General features: G+C 40.0%; 16 protein-coding genes, 1 tRNA gene and 1 pseudogene. 8 read left to right on the top strand and 10 right to left on the bottom strand.

Going from position 1 to position 16,685, the window contains the following annotated elements; translation table 11 throughout:
• The first annotated feature begins 109 nt into the window (after positions 1-109).
• Together AC3Z9T_RS08360 and AC3Z9T_RS08355 are read left to right on the top strand one after the other, a co-directional pair.
• Positions 110-1,108, top strand: coding sequence for a protein-tyrosine phosphatase family protein (locus tag AC3Z9T_RS08360; RefSeq protein WP_490125733.1), 999 nt, complete (start codon positions 110-112; stop codon positions 1,106-1,108).
• Positions 1,109-1,271: 163 nt separating this feature from the next.
• Positions 1,272-2,042 carry a hypothetical protein gene (locus tag AC3Z9T_RS08355; protein ID WP_490125732.1) on the top strand — a complete coding sequence of 257 codons (771 nt, stop codon included), beginning with the start codon at positions 1,272-1,274 and terminating at the stop codon, positions 2,040-2,042.
• Positions 2,043-2,126: 84 nt separating this feature from the next.
• On the opposite strand, the gene fruA is transcribed toward AC3Z9T_RS08355, so the two are convergent.
• The 5 genes from fruA to folD form a co-directional block, all read right to left on the bottom strand.
• Positions 2,127-3,821 (bottom strand): PTS fructose transporter subunit IIBC, encoded by a 1,695-nt coding sequence (fruA, locus tag AC3Z9T_RS08350; RefSeq protein WP_490125731.1) that lies wholly within the window; start codon positions 3,819-3,821, stop codon positions 2,127-2,129.
• A gap of 11 nt (positions 3,822-3,832) precedes the next feature.
• On the bottom strand, positions 3,833-4,777 hold the full coding sequence (fruK, locus tag AC3Z9T_RS08345) for a 1-phosphofructokinase (RefSeq protein ID WP_490125730.1): 945 nt from the start codon (positions 4,775-4,777) through the stop codon (positions 3,833-3,835).
• Entirely contained in the window at positions 4,774-5,919 is a 1,146-nt protein-coding gene (fruB, locus tag AC3Z9T_RS08340) for a fused PTS fructose transporter subunit IIA/HPr protein (protein WP_490125729.1), read from the bottom strand. Before fruB ends, fruK begins: the two co-directional genes overlap by 4 nt.
• Positions 5,920-6,320: 401 nt before the next feature.
• Positions 6,321-6,533 (bottom strand): ribosome-associated protein YbcJ, encoded by a 213-nt coding sequence (gene ybcJ, locus AC3Z9T_RS08335; RefSeq protein WP_490125728.1) that lies wholly within the window; start codon positions 6,531-6,533, stop codon positions 6,321-6,323.
• 17 nt (positions 6,534-6,550) lie between these two features.
• On the bottom strand, positions 6,551-7,408 hold the full coding sequence (gene folD / locus AC3Z9T_RS08330; RefSeq protein WP_490125727.1) for a bifunctional methylenetetrahydrofolate dehydrogenase/methenyltetrahydrofolate cyclohydrolase FolD: 858 nt from the start codon (positions 7,406-7,408) through the stop codon (positions 6,551-6,553).
• A gap of 189 nt (positions 7,409-7,597) precedes the next feature.
• On the opposite strand from folD, the gene AC3Z9T_RS08325 reads away from it, so the two are divergent.
• A tRNA-Arg gene (locus AC3Z9T_RS08325) sits at positions 7,598-7,674 on the top strand.
• Between the two features lie 21 nt (positions 7,675-7,695).
• Here the strand turns inward: AC3Z9T_RS08325 and AC3Z9T_RS08320 are convergent.
• Positions 7,696-7,955 (bottom strand): annotated as a pseudogene (locus tag AC3Z9T_RS08320) (integrase); the annotation flags it as partial.
• Between the two features lie 411 nt (positions 7,956-8,366).
• On the opposite strand from AC3Z9T_RS08320, the gene AC3Z9T_RS08315 reads away from it, so the two are divergent.
• The 3 genes from AC3Z9T_RS08315 to AC3Z9T_RS08305 all read left to right on the top strand — a co-directional run bounded on the left by AC3Z9T_RS08315 (position 8,367) and on the right by AC3Z9T_RS08305 (position 10,969).
• The gene (locus AC3Z9T_RS08315; protein WP_490125726.1) at positions 8,367-8,738 is read left to right on the top strand and encodes a hypothetical protein; all 372 of its coding nucleotides are present in this window, start codon (positions 8,367-8,369) and stop codon (positions 8,736-8,738) included.
• A 537-nt stretch (positions 8,739-9,275) separates the two neighbouring features.
• Positions 9,276-9,782, top strand: a complete 507-nt coding sequence (locus AC3Z9T_RS08310; RefSeq protein WP_490125725.1) for an NB-ARC domain-containing protein — start codon at positions 9,276-9,278, stop codon at positions 9,780-9,782.
• 146 nt (positions 9,783-9,928) lie between these two features.
• Entirely contained in the window at positions 9,929-10,969 is a 1,041-nt protein-coding gene (locus tag AC3Z9T_RS08305) for a LacI family DNA-binding transcriptional regulator (protein ID WP_490125724.1), read from the top strand.
• 47 nt (positions 10,970-11,016) lie between these two features.
• On the opposite strand, the gene AC3Z9T_RS08300 is transcribed toward AC3Z9T_RS08305, so the two are convergent.
• From AC3Z9T_RS08300 to AC3Z9T_RS08285, 4 genes are read right to left on the bottom strand one after another with little or no spacing between them, the layout of a single operon-like run.
• The gene (locus tag AC3Z9T_RS08300) at positions 11,017-11,982 is read right to left on the bottom strand and encodes an NAD(P)-dependent oxidoreductase (RefSeq protein ID WP_490125911.1); all 966 of its coding nucleotides are present in this window, start codon (positions 11,980-11,982) and stop codon (positions 11,017-11,019) included.
• 18 nt (positions 11,983-12,000) lie between these two features.
• The gene (locus AC3Z9T_RS08295) at positions 12,001-13,281 is read right to left on the bottom strand and encodes an MFS transporter (protein ID WP_490125723.1); all 1,281 of its coding nucleotides are present in this window, start codon (positions 13,279-13,281) and stop codon (positions 12,001-12,003) included.
• 22 nt (positions 13,282-13,303) lie between these two features.
• Positions 13,304-14,275, bottom strand: a complete 972-nt coding sequence (locus AC3Z9T_RS08290) for a sugar kinase (RefSeq protein ID WP_490125722.1) — start codon at positions 14,273-14,275, stop codon at positions 13,304-13,306.
• 4 nt (positions 14,276-14,279) lie between these two features.
• Positions 14,280-15,029: a sugar phosphate isomerase/epimerase family protein gene (locus tag AC3Z9T_RS08285; protein ID WP_490125721.1), complete on the bottom strand. Its 750-nt coding sequence runs from the start codon at positions 15,027-15,029 to the stop codon at positions 14,280-14,282.
• 597 nt (positions 15,030-15,626) lie between these two features.
• Here AC3Z9T_RS08285 and AC3Z9T_RS08280 point away from each other — a divergent pair.
• Positions 15,627-15,836: a hypothetical protein gene (locus AC3Z9T_RS08280; protein ID WP_490125720.1), complete on the top strand. Its 210-nt coding sequence runs from the start codon at positions 15,627-15,629 to the stop codon at positions 15,834-15,836.
• Complete coding sequence (locus tag AC3Z9T_RS08275; protein ID WP_490125719.1) at positions 15,836-16,684, top strand: efflux RND transporter periplasmic adaptor subunit; 849 nt, start codon at positions 15,836-15,838, stop codon at positions 16,682-16,684. The genes AC3Z9T_RS08280 and AC3Z9T_RS08275 overlap by 1 nt, the downstream gene beginning before the upstream one ends.
• Position 16,685 lies beyond the last annotated feature (1 nt).

Here is a 16,685-nt window from a genome sequence, read left to right as displayed (position 1 = left end):
TATTAGCTAAATTTGCAAGCTAATTAGCCTTGCTTTATGAATAATTTTTTCACAAAAGTGTAACAGGAATGACTTTTGGTGATTATTATTCTCAAGACAAGGATTTTATATGTTTTCTATTTCAAATGCATCAAAAACGCCAACCACTTCATTGACCCCTAACCAATCAAACACTAAAACTGATTTAATTAACCCTACCTCAGTTTTAAATCAGGTAGCGGAGATAAAAAATACGTCTGTGCCAAACGGTTTGGCAAAAAGAAGGCCAAAGTTAACACTAAATTTATCTAGTTTGCCGCAAACTCAGCCTAGTCAAGAACTATCCGGCTTTCAAAAACTTGAAAAAGAAACTGATAAACATAGTGACAACTACACTGGCATTGCTTCAAGTCGCTACCCTGATATAAAAACCGCAGTTAAAACACAAGTCTCTATTAAGGATGAAACGACGGGTGAGTTAATACCTTTACCAGCAAACTATTTACAAGTTGCTGATAAAAATATTGCTATACGTACCCAGTATCCTAAAAATAATACATTATCTATCGAACAGCATTTAAAAATGTTGATGGCAGAAAAACCGAGTGTGCTAGTAGTTATTGCTTCAAAAAATGATATTGATGGGGAAAGTATAAAACCAAACAAAGAAATGCATTTGCCACCCTATTATGCTGAACATGCTAAATATGGTTCTGTTGAGGTCAAATCAGAGGCCAATGGCACAGTGAAATATGCAAGCCAAGTTAGTGCGGATCTTTATCAGTTAACGTTAACTAAAGATGGGCAAGATGGGCAAAAAGTAGCGCTTCCCGTTATTCATGTTACTGATTGGGGGGATAGAAGAACGATCTCAGCAGAGGCACTTCGCGCACTAGCAGTGGATATTAATCAATATGCTAAAGGTGAGGGTGATCTGCCAGTTATTCATTGTATGTCAGGTTCTGGGCGTGCGGGAACGGTTGTTGCAGCAATGCAATTAGTTCAACCAGATAATCAATATTCAACCCATAAAGTGGTTAAGTCGTTACGTGAGACAGGGACACCACATATGGTGCAGACAGAAGAACAGTATCAAACATTAACAGAGTTGGAACCTAAAATAGTTTAATGGGGAATTGGATACTTTAAGTTGTTTGAATAAATAATTAAACAATCAATACAGTGGCTAAATTTGAAAGAGTTTAATTTAGCCACAGTTAATAATGAGGGTAAAGAATATGTAATACGAATTAGCAGATTACCTTTTTCAAGGTAAAAAAGAAGGGAATAATATGAACAGTACTATACCAAATAAATTGAATTTAAATGACTTTAACGTATTGAATCAAGTATTATCTAGGAATTCTGGAGCAGCGAAGAATGTTCAATGCCCGAAAGAACAATCAAATGGAATCGCTGAAACAGGAAGTCGCTTTACAGATAATATTAAAAGCACAAAAAATGTGTCTGATACGGCACCTTCTAGATTTGCTGCATTTGCAGCAACAGTCAAAAAAACTATCACTTCTATGATTAACTCTGTTTTGAGAATTTGCTCAATTCAAAGAGAAAAAACAGTAGCTCATACAACTGATTTAGCTACTATTAGTTCTATTTCTAGGCATGTAGATAATACATCGCAAAAATTACCGCCATCATCGACAGCATCACCAAGTGTTGATTATGACATCGAATTCAGTACTGATAGTGATTATGATCTTATAGATCAATATCAGTCTCCGCAGGTAGTTCCTTTAAAATCCTCATCGGAGGTAGCTGAAACTCAGTCGAAAAATATGAATGAAAAAAAAGATGATGAGGCCATTTATTCAGTGCCAAATAAAGCGATGGAAAAAACTGAGGGATCACCTTACTCAAATAAGATTAGCACTAGTAAAGGCGAATGGAGTGATTATCGGGATGAGGATGATACCCCACCACCTATCCCAGTAAAAACGCCAGAATCCTATAAAATACCTAGAGAATATATGCAAGATGCTTATACAGACAGGAGCACGGGTATTGAGGAACCAATTTTTGGTAATTTACAACGAGGTAAGTAAAACTAAGTTCGAGTTGGTACTAATAAATAAAAACTCCCCCATATAGGGGGAGGAAAAATACAAGTACTTCAGTTTATATGAACATCAAGTAAGACTTGCCATCTCTTGTTGCGCCTCTTGTGAGCTCGCTTTCTTGATAATGGCATACAGGATACCAGACACCAACGTACCAATGACGATTGCCAGTAAGTACAGTAATACATGATTGATAGCACCGGGGATCAGCAACACAAATAAGCCGCCATGTGGTGCCATTAATTGAATGCCAAAGTACATTGATAGTGCTCCAGTTATTGCGCCACCAATAATACAGGTCGGTAATACACGGATAGGATCTTTAGCGGCAAAGGGAATTGCCCCTTCTGATATAAAACACAAACCAAGTACAAAAGAGGCTTTGCCTGCTTCGCGCTCTGCTGGAACAAATTTGTGTCTTGCTAGTAAGGTCGCCACGCCCATTGCTAATGGTGGTACCATACCTGCCGCCATAATCGCCGCCATCGGCGCATAAGTCTGTGAACTCAATAGACCAACCCCAAAGGCATAGGCCGCTTTATTGACAGGGCCGCCCATATCGGTACACATCATCGCGCCAAGGATCGCGCCTAAAATGACCGCATTGGTTGTTCCCATAGTGTTTAGCCAGTTGGTTAGCCAGTCCATCAACCAAGCAACTGGGTGACCGATAACATAGATCATCGCTAAACCAGTAAATAACGTTGAAATCAGCGGTACAATTAAGATGGGTTTCAACGCTTCCATAGTTTGCGGTAATTTCAAGCGAGTGCTAATAAAGTGCGCACTGTAACCTGCAAGGAAACCTGAAATTATCCCGCCTAAAAAACCTGCCCCTAAAGTGGTTGCTAATACGCCCCCCACCAAGCCCGGTGTTAAACCTGTTCGATCGGCAATGGAGTAAGCAATATAGCCAGACAGAACCGGTACCATTAACGCAAGTGCCGTTTGTCCACCAATTAAACTGAGTGCCCATGCTAATGAGCCTTCGACACTGGATGCATCTAAGCCAAACGCAAAGGACAGTGCAGTACATAGGCCGCCAGCAACGACCATCGGTAGCATATAAGAAACACCGGTTAACAAGTGGCGATAGACGCCTCTTTTTTCACTTTTACTGCCGGCCTGTGCTGCTGATTTTCCACCTTGTGGTGTAAATAGAGTGGCTTCTGTTTGTGCTTTATCGAGCTCTTGAGCGGTTTTTTTCAATGCTGCGCTGGTCGACGTACGATACATGCGTTTTCCGGCAAATTTATCGACATTGACTTCGATATCTGCGGCAACAATCACTAAGTCTGCTTTAGCGATCTCTTCCTCTGTGATTTCGTTACCAACACCGACGGAGCCACGCGTTTCAACTTTAATGTTCCAACCACGTTTTTTTGCTTCAGCCTCTAATGCTTCAGCTGACATATAAGTATGTGCTACCCCAGTTGGACAAGCCGTGACGGCGAGTACGGAGAAGGGGGCTGAAACATCAGCAATGGGCTGTGTTGCTTGGTAGAGAGTGGCCTGTTGCTGTGCAGTTTGAATAAATTGATTTGGGTTTTGCACTGCACTATCGAGGAAGCCGAAATAGACTTTTTTACCCTTTAAATCACAGTGTTCAGGGAGGCTATCACCGGCAACAATAACAATATCTGCCTCTGATAGATCTTCAGTGACCGTGAGTTCTTGGGTGGAAGCGGCATTTTTTAGTGCGTCAATCGCAAGCCAAGCCGTAGCAGGGTTTTGCTGACGATTTGCTGTGATAAATATTTTCATAATGTCCTTCCTTACTCAGGCTTGAAAGGTTGTAGGTCAACACGTGCCATCATACGGGCAAGTTGTTCACGGTCAGTGATCCCCACATTCGGTTGCGATACTGCAAGTGCAGATACGGCAGTTGCAAGGCGTAAAGTATGTTCACTGGTTTGACTCATCATTAGGCCATAGATCAGGCCACCAACCATTGAGTCCCCCGCACCCACTGTGCTGATCACTTCACATTGTGGTGGTTTAGCAAACCAAGCGCCGGATGAATTCACCCACATGGCACCTTCAGCGCCTAAAGAAATCACTACATGGGCGATCCCTTGTGCACGGAGCTGGTTAGCCGCTTCAACAATATCTTTACGGGTAGGTAATGGCTTACCAGCCCAAATTTCGAGTTCACGATGATTTGGTTTAACTAACCAAGGAGAGGCTTTTAGACCTGCAACAAACGCTTCACGGCTACTATCAAAAATGACACACATACATTCGTTGCGTAAACGCATCATCCATTTGGTGAACTCTTCTAATGCCACACCTTTAGGTAAGCTGCCGCTAACGCAAATCATATCGAATTGCCCAGCCCAACTCAGTGAATCAGAAACAAAGCGTTGCCAATCGGCTTTTGTTACTTCAAAACCGGAAAAATTAAAATCAGTGACTTCACCATTTTTCTCGGTAAGTTTGACATTGATACGTGTACGTCCATCGACCACTTGGAAGCGGTTAGCGATGCCTGTTTCGCTGAAAACCTTTTGAAAACCATCTTGATTTTCTTTTCCTAGAAAACCGCCAACAGTGACATCGATACCAAGGTTTTTAAGGACTTTAGCGACATTGATACCTTTGCCTGCGGCATGTAAGCCTGCTGTTTTGACTAAGTTGACTTCACCTTTATCAATTTCAGGTAATAGGCCAACGAGGTCATAGGCTGGATTTAATGTGATTGTTGCGACCCTACGACTCATTCTACCTCCTCTCCAAGCCCGCTATTGATAGCTTGACTGATGGCTGACATCGCTTCAGCTGCATCAGCCCCCTGTGCATTGATACGTAGGCGATGGCCTTTTTTCGCGCCTAAACTGACCATTTTCATTAAACTGCGTCCATTAACAGGGGTCGCTGAACCATCAAGGTTAGCCACAGTGACATTGCTTGCGAATTTTTTAATTGTGCTGACTAATAATGTACTTGGACGTGTATGCAGTCCGTGTGGATTACGAACTACAAATTCCTCAGTAATACCTTCAGACGCTGTGGTTTCAGGTTGGTTGCTACCAGCTAATAAAGAGGCAAGTGCATCAGCATCAGTGACTTGCAACAAAGTATCAATTTGTTGGTGCTGAAGTAATTGATTCAGGTTAGAAAGAAATAGTGCGACTTGTTCATCTGCGTATGAGAGTGTGATCAGTATTTTAACGGGATGATCTTGATAGCTCAGAGCTGACTTGGTTGTGGCCAGTGTGACTGCGCTGTGCAGATTACCTGCTGGGCTATCACTTAACCAAACACCTTGTCCAAGGTAATGTGGATCATGGGTCAAAACATGAGAGATAAATTCAGCGTTAATGGCTTGATGATCTTGCAGATGAGCCAAATTCAAGACTTGTAGCGAATTTAAACTGCTAGCTTCGGTGTTTAATTTCACCATGGTGCCATCAAACTTGAGCGGCTGAATGGTTTTCTCGCCCATTAAAAGGCTACGTAGAAGTTCAGCTGAATCTGCTTGCGCCATAGTTTGAGCTGTCGCTTCATCGCTGATGACATGTGTAAGTTGGCGCAATAGTGCGAGATGTTCGTTTGAACGTGCTGCAATACCAATAACAATGTAGGCGACTTGATCATCCCCCCAATCAATACCTTGAGGGAATTGGAATACGGCTACCCCTGTTTTGATCACTTGATCACGGGTGTCTGTGGTGCCGTGAGGGATAGCAATACCATTGCCTAGGAAAGTCGGCGCTTGGCTCTCTCTTGCGAGCATGCCAAGTACATAACCATCTTTAACATAGCCTGCTTCAGCTAGCGCTGCGGCAACTTGCTTGATAGCCTCTTCTTTACTATCCGCCGCAGCTGCAAGATGTATATCTTGTACTGACAGGTTTAACATAGTCACTCCTCATTATCATGATAGTAGAATCGATTCAGCTAAGGGTCGTTTCATTACGGTGCATTTGACTTAATATGCTTCTGTTATCGTTATCATTATCGCTGAATCGTTTCGTTTTGCTTAATTAATCTACTCGATATTATCTTCACATGACTAATGAATTAATACATAAATGTGATCGCAATCTAATTTTAACACTCGAAATGATATTTTGCTGAAGCTTGCTGAAGGTGATGTTTTGATCTAGTCATGAATAAAAAAACAAAAATATTGGGCAGATTATCGGTGAGCAAGAGGGTTTTTGATCGAACTCTCAACAAAATGATAAAGGGGAGTGAATTTTTGATATGAATGGCAAATGGGGGATAAGTAGCTGATACGAGTATCAGCTACTTTTGTATTTAATCTTGAACTTTGATTTTTTGGCTACCCATAGAAACGATTTTACCTGCGGGGATCTTGCAACGCTTGCGTGTTTCAATGACGCCATCAACTTGAACTAAACCGTCAGCGATCATCGCTTTAGCCATTGCACCACTTTCTGCCCAACCTTCAATTTTGAGCAAATCACACAGTTCAATGTGTGGGTAGCCTTCAAGTTTGAAAATTTCCATTACTGCTCCTGATTACATTAAATATCGTGATATTCTTCGCACGCTTGTAGCGTGTTTTGGATAAGTGTGGCAACTGTCATCGGGCCAACACCACCCGGTACTGGGGTGATCCAAGATGCATGTTTTGAGGCTTCATCAAAGTCAACATCACCGGTAACTTTACCATTTTCAAGGCGATTAATACCAACATCAATGACGATGGCACCCGGTTTGACCCACTCACCAGGAATAAAATTAGGTTTACCCACAGCAACCACCAACAAATCTGCATTACGGACATGCTGTTCTAGATCTTTGGTGAAGCGATGAGTTACGGTTGTGGTGCAACCCGCCAGTAATAATTCAAGGCTCATTGGGCGACCAACAATGTTTGATGCACCGATGATAACGGCATTTAGGCCATAAGTGTTGATACCATAACGATCTAATAGCGTGACGATCCCTCTTGGAGTACAAGGGCGCAAACGTGGAGCACGTTGACACAAGCGGCCAACGTTATAAGGATGGAAGCCATCAACGTCTTTGTCTGGATGGATGCGCTCGATCACTTTCACATTATCAATACCAGCAGGAAGTGGCAATTGGACTAAGATACCATCAATTTCAGTGTCTTGGTTTAAATCGTCAATCAGCTTTAGAAGTTCTGCTTCGCTTGTGGTATCCGGCAAATCATAAGAACGCGAGAGAAAACCGACTTCTTCACAGGCACGACGTTTGCTGCCCACATAGATTTGTGAAGCGGGGTTTGCACCGACTAAAATAACCGCTAGGCCAGGAGCACGCTTGCCTTGCTCGAGACGTTGTTGTACTTTTTGGGCAACTTCCTGCCTAATTGTCTGCGCAATCGTTTTCCCATCAATAATTTTTGCTAACATCTGTGACTTAATCCATATATGAGACTTTGGGGATAGATCTATTTTGTCAGAAGTTAGCACTAATGTCAGTCCCATCTGTAACATAAAATGAGCAGATAGTTATTTTAGTAGAGAAAAGCCATTGACTCGGCGCGTAGCAACCGTATAATTCAACGCCATCAGCCAGATAGGCTGAAGCATTTCCCCAATGCGCCCTTAGCTCAGCTGGATAGAGCAACGGCCTTCTAAGCCGTAGGTCACAGGTTCGAACCCTGTAGGGCGTACCATTAATTCTCAATCAATTACCATCATTTAAAATTCTCCACTCTTGCTAGCTGGGATGTTTTTGGGGCGCAAGTATCGAAAATAGTATCTATTTGCTTTGTGTGTTCAGTTAAATGATTGGGTGTTTAGTGCACATAGCTTCTCACCATATCAACTGATCCCCATCTACCCATTTCTTGTAAAACTGAAAGCGGAATTTTTCAATTCCTGCTCTTTTCAGTGCGGCTTTCCATGCAGTGTTAGAATCAATTCATATTTTTCTAATACTTGGTATTAATGTTCCGCCTGACCTCTCTTTAGTGTTGTTGACATTAAACGTGAGTAATGTCTGTATTTTTTTATGGTTTTAATTTAACACAGTGCTTCAATAGAATAATTTCTAAAATAGACTGTTTATTATCATCATTTCTTACTAATTTTAAAAATAGCTTTTACCCTCTATCGTTTGGTTAAATAAAGATAAATAAATATTTGTTTCGTGATTTTAATTATGGTGAGTGTGCTATGAATAATAAAACTGATATTCAAGTGGAATTGAGTCATAGAGTTTAAAATGGAAGAAGCGAAATAGTACTTAAAAGAATAGCCTATTTTATATTAAATAGCAGTGGCGATAAAATAAATTCAGTTGTTGTTAGCTACTCTGGATGTGTAAATTATTTTAAAACTAACTCTGAAAAATAGGAACGATATAATGAAGAAAAAAATAATGTTATTAATGTGTTTATTGGTGCCAAGTTTTGTTATGGCGAGCACAAATAAAGCGAATAAAGCATTTGCGGAGAATTGTAGTTCGTATGTTAATAAAGAGAAAAGAATCTCTTCAATAACATTAGGCGCACAAAATGTCAGTAATAAACGGGCATATTTCACTATAACGTTACGTAATAATAATACTAATGAAAGTGATAGTACAAATGAAATATCTGTATCGGAACCGATTATAAATTATTACGGACAAGCCATGTTCAAGCTGATGAATACGGCATATTTATCAAATTCGGTTATTAAGATAACGAGCTGTGAATCCGATAAAATTTCAGGTGTAGCAGTACTCCATAAATAGATAATATTATTTTTATGAAACTAGGGTTTGCTATCGCGCGTACCTTAGTGATTGAGTGTCACGTGAAGGCTTTCTAATTTACGGCGTTCCTTATGCTAAACTATGCCTCGATGAGAAAGTTTGGGTTCTAATAATCGCAATAGCGTCGGTATGGTTATATTGGCGCTATTAATGACTTCCAGTCTGATGCCCCCAAGCTTATTTTTGTAAAGCTATTTTCTTCCGGAGCAGAATAGTATTTATCCTGCGTTGCTAGATTAATTTAATTTTTTGATGATTTAGTTATCGTGACTTAAAGAATATTATAAATTTACGCAGGAACTATTAACCCAAAGTTAAATATAGCAGGTAAGTTAGACCTAGCCTTATTTACCCAGCGAATGTTCCACGACTGGTAAATTCAGATAGTATTTTTTTTATATGATCGGGTGTAACATCTTTGATGGGAATATATTCGTTTATGTTTTTACTATCAAACATAGCGTCCATCTATTGTACTAAATAATGTTTTTTTGCTTTTGTTTTCAGAGGATTAATGTGAAAATTTGTATTGTTGGTATTTCAGGCGCAGGGAAAACCACATTAGCTAAAAAGCTTTCTATTGAATTTAATACTCCAAATTATGGGTATGATGATGTGTATTGGGATAAAAGTGGTGGTGAATATATCAAAAATCATCAGCATGTGATTGAATCCTTAGTTTCCAATATAAAATCTCAAGATGCTTGGATAGTTGAAGGGGCTTATGATAGGCGGATGGTGCCTTTTTTTGAATCTTGTTCATTGATTATTAGGCTAAAAACGCCATATTGGCTTTGTATGATTCGAATTGTTAAGCGCTTCTTATGGTCAAAAATAGTAGCAACAACGCCGAAAGAAACAGTCGCAAATACTTTTGAATTACTTGATTTTGCCAAGCAATTTGATCGTCAATTAGATCAGTTTTTTGCGTCAAACCCACATTTTTCTCCAAAAATTATCACTATTGATGATGCTAAGCAGTGTTCAACTGCAATTAAGCGGCATCTAAGCGAGCTAAAGTGATATACTCGCCATACTTCAAATTGCAGTGCTTTTTGTTAAGGTATATGTGACTACGCTTAATTGCACCAGTCATCGTGTTTTCTATCATTGGATTTATAGTGAATTGGCCTACTTTCAATTAAGATAGCTAAATAGATAAACCTGTTATGGATAAATTTGACGCTATGGTTCGTAAAACACAAAAGGTTGTTACCATTAAAGATGTCGCTGCCAGAGCTCAAGCAGGTAAAACCAGTATTTCGCGTTATTTAAATGGTGAATTCCATTTATTATCAGACAAACTACGTCAACGCATTGAAGCTGCGATCCGTGAATTAAATTACCACCCAAATCAAATGGCACGTAGCTTAAAACAAGGTAGAACGGGTCTTATTGGTTTAATTATTGCTGATATTGCTAACCCATTTTCAGTTGAAGTCCTAAAAGGGGTTGAGTCAGAATCGATAAAACAAGGTTTTATGACGGTAGTCTGTAATGCAAACAATAGTATTGAAAGAGAATGTCAGTTTATTCAACTGCTAAAAAGCTATCGAGTTGATGGATTAATTATTAACTCAGCTGGTGTTAATCAACAATTTATTGATGCATTGGCAGAGACCACATTACCTTTTGTTTTACTCGATAGGAAAATTGCTAATTTCCCTTGCGATATGGTGGGGTTAGATAATCCAGCCTCTGCCAATATGGCATTTCATCATTTAATAGACCAAGGCTTTGAGGCCATTTGTTTGATTACTGAACCCATTATTTATAATAGTGCGCGTCAAGAACGTTTACAGGCATTTCAACACGTTCTGCATGACAATCAGCAGATAAAGGGGGAATATCATGAGGTCACTTTGCCTGATCCCGACAGCCTAGAGCTGATTATTACTGAATTTTGTCGTTCTCATCGCGGTATGCGTAAAGCGGTGGTGGCTGCCAATGGCGTATTAACCTTACAAATGGCTTATGCTTTGAATAAATTAGGGCTACGTTGGGGGGCTGATATTGGCTTTCTTAGCTTCGATAATTTAGATTGGGCCGCTCTCGCAGGGCAAGGTATTACATCTGTTTCACAACCTACTGCTGAAATGGGTCATAAAGCGGTGACTTGCTTACTTGAGAAATTAGCAGATCCAGAAAAAGAACCTACTCAATATTTATTTAATGGTGAGTTGTTGGTACGTAACTCAACAACATTGTAGAACGAAGTAGTCGGTAACGAGTAACCGACTACCCAAATCAGTATCGTTTATTTCAGATTTGCACAGTTATGGCTGAGATCGCCATCCAAAGCCGCAATTAAGTTATCTACTGCACATTCAACCATCGCATAACGGGTTTCATGGGTTGCTGAGCCAATATGGGGCAGAGCAACAACATTAGGTAATGTTAGTAGTTTTGAATCCAATGGAAGTGGCTCGACTTCGAATACATCTAAGCCCGCACCGCGGATAGTGCCTTGTTCCAATGCATCAATCAGCGCTTTTTCATCGATAATTTTTCCTCTGGAGCCATTAATCAAAAAAGCGCTCGATTTCATTTTTTGCAACTCATTTTTACCAATCAACTTCTCTGTTGAAGGAAGTAGTGGTACAACGACACACACAAAATCAGACTCTGCAAGTAAGGTGTCTAAATCACAACGGCGTGCGTTGAGTTGGTTTTCTGCTTCTGGGTGATTGTGGTTACTGTAATACAAAATTGGCATGCCAAAACCTGCATGAGCACGTTTGGCTACAGCATAGCCAATTCGTCCCATACCTAAAATACCCATTGTTTTGCCATTCACATTGCTGCCATAGGCGCTTTCATCAATGCTTTTCGTCCATTGGCCATTTTTGACCATTTCGGCCATCTCGATGATCCGTCGAGCGCTACATAATACTAAGGTAAAAATGGTGTCAGCAGTGGTTTCTGTTAATACATTGGGGGTATGCATTAGAGCGATACCTCGTTCATTCATGGCATCGACATCAAATTGGTCAATGCCAACTGAAATGGTTGATGCGACTTTTAAATGAGGCGCGATTGACAGTTCATCTACTGTGATGGGGTAGCTTGCTCCAATGATGCCATCAGCGGTCGTCAGCGCTTGTTTGAAATCGGCTTCATTTTCTGGGGTAATCCCATCGAAAATAGTGACATTAAATCGTTGTTGTAAACGCTCAAGTTGGTCAGATGGTATGGCTTTATATAAAATAATATTTTTTTTCATCATGTCTGTTCATCTCGATTAAGCGTGTTTTATGGTAGTTAGATTACCACTTTGTTTTTGGCTTGGTTTTACAATGATAGTAAAGAAAACCGAGGCTAATAAAGCAAGCCCCATAAACATATAAGAGGCACTTGGGTTGCCAGTTGCGCCATTCAAATAACCTACAAACCATGAACCAAAGAATGAACCTAGAGCACCCATGCTATTAATTAATGCCATCGCGCCACCGGCGACGTTTTTGGGTAGCATTTCAGGAATAATGGCAAAGAATGGGCCATAAGGTGCATACATGGCGGCGCCAGCGATCACTAATAATGTATAGGAAAGCCAGAAATTACTGCTACCAAGCAGATAAGAACTAAGGAAACAGATTGCGCCGATAAGGAGCATTGGCCAGACAAATAATTTGCGGTTATGCATTCGGTCTGATGCCCAAGAGACTAAGATCATCGCAATTGTTGCGGCAAGGTAAGGCACCGCTGAGAGCCAACCAGTTTCAATCATACCAAGGTTAGAAGCTCCACGAATAATCGAAGGTAGCCACAACACAAAGCCATAAACACCAATACTCCAACAGAAATATTGTGCACACAGTAAGACAACATTACGTGATTTGAAGGCCTCACGATAATTGCGAACAGGTTTGATGTTTTTTTGTTCATCGCTGAGTATTTTGTCTAAATCATCTTTTTCTTGCTGGCTTAGCCAATTAACTTGCTTTGGTTTGTCGCGTGCGGTTTTCCACCAAAAGAATGCCCATAAAATGGCAGGCACTCCTTCAATGATAAACATTTCACGCCAACCAAAAGCTTGGATCAGGTAGCCGGATAAAACTGACATCCATAGAACAGTGACTGGGTTTCCGAGGATCAGAAAAGTGTTTGCTCGTGAGCGTTCTGATTGCGTAAACCAATTACTGATATAAATTAGCATGGCAGGCATGACCGCAGCTTCAACCACTCCTAAGCTGAAACGGATGATTACTAGCATCGGTATATTACTGACCATACCGGTTAAACTAGCAAACAGTCCCCACAAGAAAATGCAGGCAAAAATTAATTTACGTACGCTGCGTTTTTCAGCATAAATGGCACCGGGGATCTGAAAGAAAAAGTAGCCAAGAAAAAACAGAGAGCCAAGCAGTGAAGACATGCCTTTTGTGATCCCTAAATCGGCATTGATCCCAGCAGCGGCAGCAAAACTATAGTTCGCTCTATCCAAGTAGGCAAGGCTATAGGTGATAAACACAATTGGCATGATGCGCCACCAACGAGATGCGGCAGGGGTTCTCATTGTCATGATGTATTCCTTCTTTAACGCGTTAGGCAGTGACACTAGGAGTAAGTGATACCATTTCTTGCTGCAGCTGTGCTTTAGTAGGTAAGCCTTCACTATCACCAATGACTTGAATAGCTCGAGCGCCAACAAAATTACCTCTTTCAACGGCTTGATGTAGTGTCAAACCCTCAAGCAATGCACTGATGACGCCAACAGCAAAGCCATCACCAGCACCAACGGTATCAATAACGTTCTGTACCTTAAATGCAGGTACGACACCTTGTTGACCGGCTACGGTTTTATAATAGGCACCTTGTTCACCCGTCTTGATAACAACCAGTTCGACACCATGAGATAAATAGAAATCAGCGATCGCTTCAGGCGCATCAAAACCAGTGAGGATTTTCCCTTCTTTGAGGCCAGGTAATACCCAATTTGCTTGGAAGGCTAATTGGTTTAGTTTACTGACCATGTCTTGTTCACTCTTCCAAAGAGAAGGGCGTAAGTTGGGATCAAATGAGCGGGTTTTGCCTGCATTTTTCATCCATTTTGCTGCATATAAACACAATTCGTAGCTGGTTGTGGATAAAGCCGCTGCAACACCACTTAAATGTAAATGACGTGCGGAATGAAAATACGGCTGGTTAAAATCAGTTGTAGAGAGGTGGCTTGCTGCTGAGCCTTTTCGGAAGTATTCAACAGTGGGATCGTTACCATCTTCAGCTTTAGATTTCAGCTGAAAACCCGTTGGATATAACGAGTCAACCTTAACGCATTGGCTATCAACTTGCTCTTTATGCAAGGTTGCTTGAATAAAACGACCAAATGAGTCATTACCCACTCGACTCACCCAGCCACTTTTCAACCCAATACGTGAGAGACCAATGGCAACATTGAGTTCTGCACCTGCAGCTCGACGGAGAAAACACTCAACATCATGTAATTCACCGGTTTGTGTTGCGACGAACATCATCATGGCTTCACCGAGGGTGATAACATCTAATTGATTTGTCATGGTTTCAAATCCCCCTCAATAATGAAACATAGTGTTTAGTCATTGTGACTAGGTCATCACCCTCTAAAGGAAACTCAATACCACGTGGAACGTCTGTAGGGAGGGCGAGTAACACATTTTTCCAAGAGCCATCACTGTCATCTAAAGGAATAGCGATTCGTTTATCTGAGCGTAGATAACTCGCTTTGACATGAATATAGGCAACGAAAGGTGCAAACTCATGAGCGGCTTGTAGTGGATCCTCATCAAGCCAAGTCCAATTCGCCATATCGAAGGCCATCTTAATCGGTAATTTTTGAGATGAGATATCGGTGAAAAAGCGTTTTAATGGCGTAATATGGCCACCAACATCAGTTTGATCATTCTCAATCACGAGTTGTACTGAGAAATCATTTAATAGATTAACTATAGAACTGAGGTCATAGCTGACGGGGAGATAGCCTAAAGATAATTTGAGGAAGCATGCGTTCAACTGCTGAGCTTGCTCTAAATAGCGATGCAATTTTTGTTGTTCAATCAAAATGCCGTCATGAAATAATGTGTCAGGCACTGAATAGACAGCGGTTAATTGGCGAGACTGTAAATTAGCTGAAATCTCATGCAGTTTGTCATCATCAAGTAACAACTCTTGACGAATTTCAACGCCATCAGCGGTTGCCTCATGAATAATATCTAATAGCGCCTTCTGCCCACCCATATGTTTGACTTTACTTGCCCCATAGGCGGCTGTGACGACAATGATTTGTTTGCTCATAACTTTCCTCGGCTTCGAGTTACTTTGCCTTTGACGATAGCTGATGATGAATTATGGGACCGGTTCCATTTCAAGTTCTAGTCAATAAAGATAAAAACTAGAGCTTTATCACTAACTGATGATCACAAAGTTTGAATAGTCGATCTCTGTCACAACTTGTTTGAGTGAAATGTTTATTTTTCGAATGAGATGAAAGGTTTTAGGTTAAACCTGCGAAGTCAAAAAGTCATTTCGGCTTAATAAGTATTGAATTACACGGTAGATATTTTTTACTCATTTTTGTTGTAATTGACTTTAACAGTGAACGAAATAAACACCTGTTTGATTAGAATATAGGGGGCTCAATTGAGCTATGTTGTTATTTATACGGTGTAAATTTAATTAGAAAACTCACTAAGTGACTAATGAGAATACAGGTATTTATCGTGATTTTATTTATCTGTAAAATGATGGATTATGACTAGATTTGGTGTTTAACTCTAACAAGTTAACTTTTGATGCTTTCAAATTATACATTGTAATTTATTAGTAATATAATCATCTAGATAAGATAATGATTAATATTGCTTGGTCGTTTTTTGTTCATGGGATAACCGTATGGAAGATTTAATTTTAGGGGGCACGGTTTTTATACCAGGCATTGCTTTGGTATTTTTTTTAGGTTTTTTTTCATGGTTATTAATTAGAGTTGTTTATGCAAATTTAGTCAGCAAATATGAATATGCAGGAAGCTTGTTTGACATTGCTATGCTTTTTTTCTGTATTTTGATTATGCATTTGATTATTAATTCATGGTTGGTAATATAATGAATATAAAGAAATATTTATTAATTGTAATATCTGTATTCATCATCATTTCGTCAATATATTTATTATGGGATCACTATGCATTAAGTCCATGGACCCGTGATGGTCGAGTGAGGGCTGAAATCAACCAAGTGACCGCAGAGGTTTCTGGGAAAGTTGAACAGCTGATGATCATCGATAATCAAGAGGTTAAACAAGGTGAGTTATTGCTAGTTGTTGACCCTACTGATTATGAAATTAAACTACGTGAATCAGAATTAGAACTTAATGATTTAGTAGTCCAATACAATTTTGCTAAGAGTCAATTAACAAGGCGTACTAAATTAAGTCAGGTAGCAATATCGAAGGAAGAGCTAGACGATGCAAAATCGCGTCAAGAAAGCTTAGCTAAAAAAATTGAATTAGCAAAAGTGAAGATTGAAAAAGCTAAACTTGATCTATCAAGAACACAAATTCGTTCACCGGTGAATGGCTTTATTACCAATTTGAATTTACGGGCAGGGAATTATATCAACGCAGGTTCTCCTCTGTTTGCTATCGTCGATAAAGATTCTTTTTATGTTATCGCTTATTTAGAAGAAACAAAAATGGCTAATGTTGTTGTTGGTGATAGGGCAACGATAAAACTATATGGTAACAATCATCAATTAGCAGGGAAAGTACAAAGCATTGGTCGTGCAATTGACGATAATAACTCAACGACAGGAAGCCAATTACTTGAAAATGTACAGCCTAATTATCCATGGGTTCGGTTAGCGCAAAGAGTACCTATTAAGATATCATTACAAGATACACAAGGCATTACCCTTATTCCAGGTACGACTTGCACTGTATTTATTGAAGATTAAG

This window comes from Providencia sp. 6390, from assembly GCF_058148425.1.
The sequence above is the reverse complement of the archived record's forward strand: the minus strand, read 5'-3'. Positions and strand labels throughout refer to the sequence as shown.

Excerpts from the sequence above, each read along its gene's own strand:
- fruK (WP_490125730.1), bottom strand. The coding sequence starts at position 4,777 with ATGAGTCGTAGGGTCGCAACAATCACATTAAATCCAGCCTATGACCTC.
- AC3Z9T_RS08360 (WP_490125733.1), top strand. The coding sequence starts at position 110 with ATGTTTTCTATTTCAAATGCATCAAAAACGCCAACCACTTCATTGACC.
- AC3Z9T_RS08290 (WP_490125722.1), bottom strand. The coding sequence starts at position 14,275 with ATGACAAATCAATTAGATGTTATCACCCTCGGTGAAGCCATGATGATG.
- AC3Z9T_RS08300 (WP_490125911.1), bottom strand. The coding sequence starts at position 11,982 with ATGAAAAAAAATATTATTTTATATAAAGCCATACCATCTGACCAACTT.
- folD (WP_490125727.1), bottom strand. The coding sequence starts at position 7,408 with ATGTTAGCAAAAATTATTGATGGGAAAACGATTGCGCAGACAATTAGG.
- AC3Z9T_RS08315 (WP_490125726.1), top strand. The coding sequence starts at position 8,367 with ATGAAGAAAAAAATAATGTTATTAATGTGTTTATTGGTGCCAAGTTTT.
- AC3Z9T_RS08280 (WP_490125720.1), top strand. The coding sequence starts at position 15,627 with ATGGAAGATTTAATTTTAGGGGGCACGGTTTTTATACCAGGCATTGCT.
- fruB (WP_490125729.1), bottom strand. The coding sequence starts at position 5,919 with ATGTTAAACCTGTCAGTACAAGATATACATCTTGCAGCTGCGGCGGAT.
- AC3Z9T_RS08285 (WP_490125721.1), bottom strand. The coding sequence starts at position 15,029 with ATGAGCAAACAAATCATTGTCGTCACAGCCGCCTATGGGGCAAGTAAA.
- AC3Z9T_RS08305 (WP_490125724.1), top strand. The coding sequence starts at position 9,929 with ATGGATAAATTTGACGCTATGGTTCGTAAAACACAAAAGGTTGTTACC.
- AC3Z9T_RS08275 (WP_490125719.1), top strand. The coding sequence starts at position 15,836 with ATGAATATAAAGAAATATTTATTAATTGTAATATCTGTATTCATCATC.
- AC3Z9T_RS08355 (WP_490125732.1), top strand. The coding sequence starts at position 1,272 with ATGAACAGTACTATACCAAATAAATTGAATTTAAATGACTTTAACGTA.
- fruA (WP_490125731.1), bottom strand. The coding sequence starts at position 3,821 with ATGAAAATATTTATCACAGCAAATCGTCAGCAAAACCCTGCTACGGCT.
- ybcJ (WP_490125728.1), bottom strand. The coding sequence starts at position 6,533 with ATGGAAATTTTCAAACTTGAAGGCTACCCACACATTGAACTGTGTGAT.
- AC3Z9T_RS08295 (WP_490125723.1), bottom strand. The coding sequence starts at position 13,281 with ATGACAATGAGAACCCCTGCCGCATCTCGTTGGTGGCGCATCATGCCA.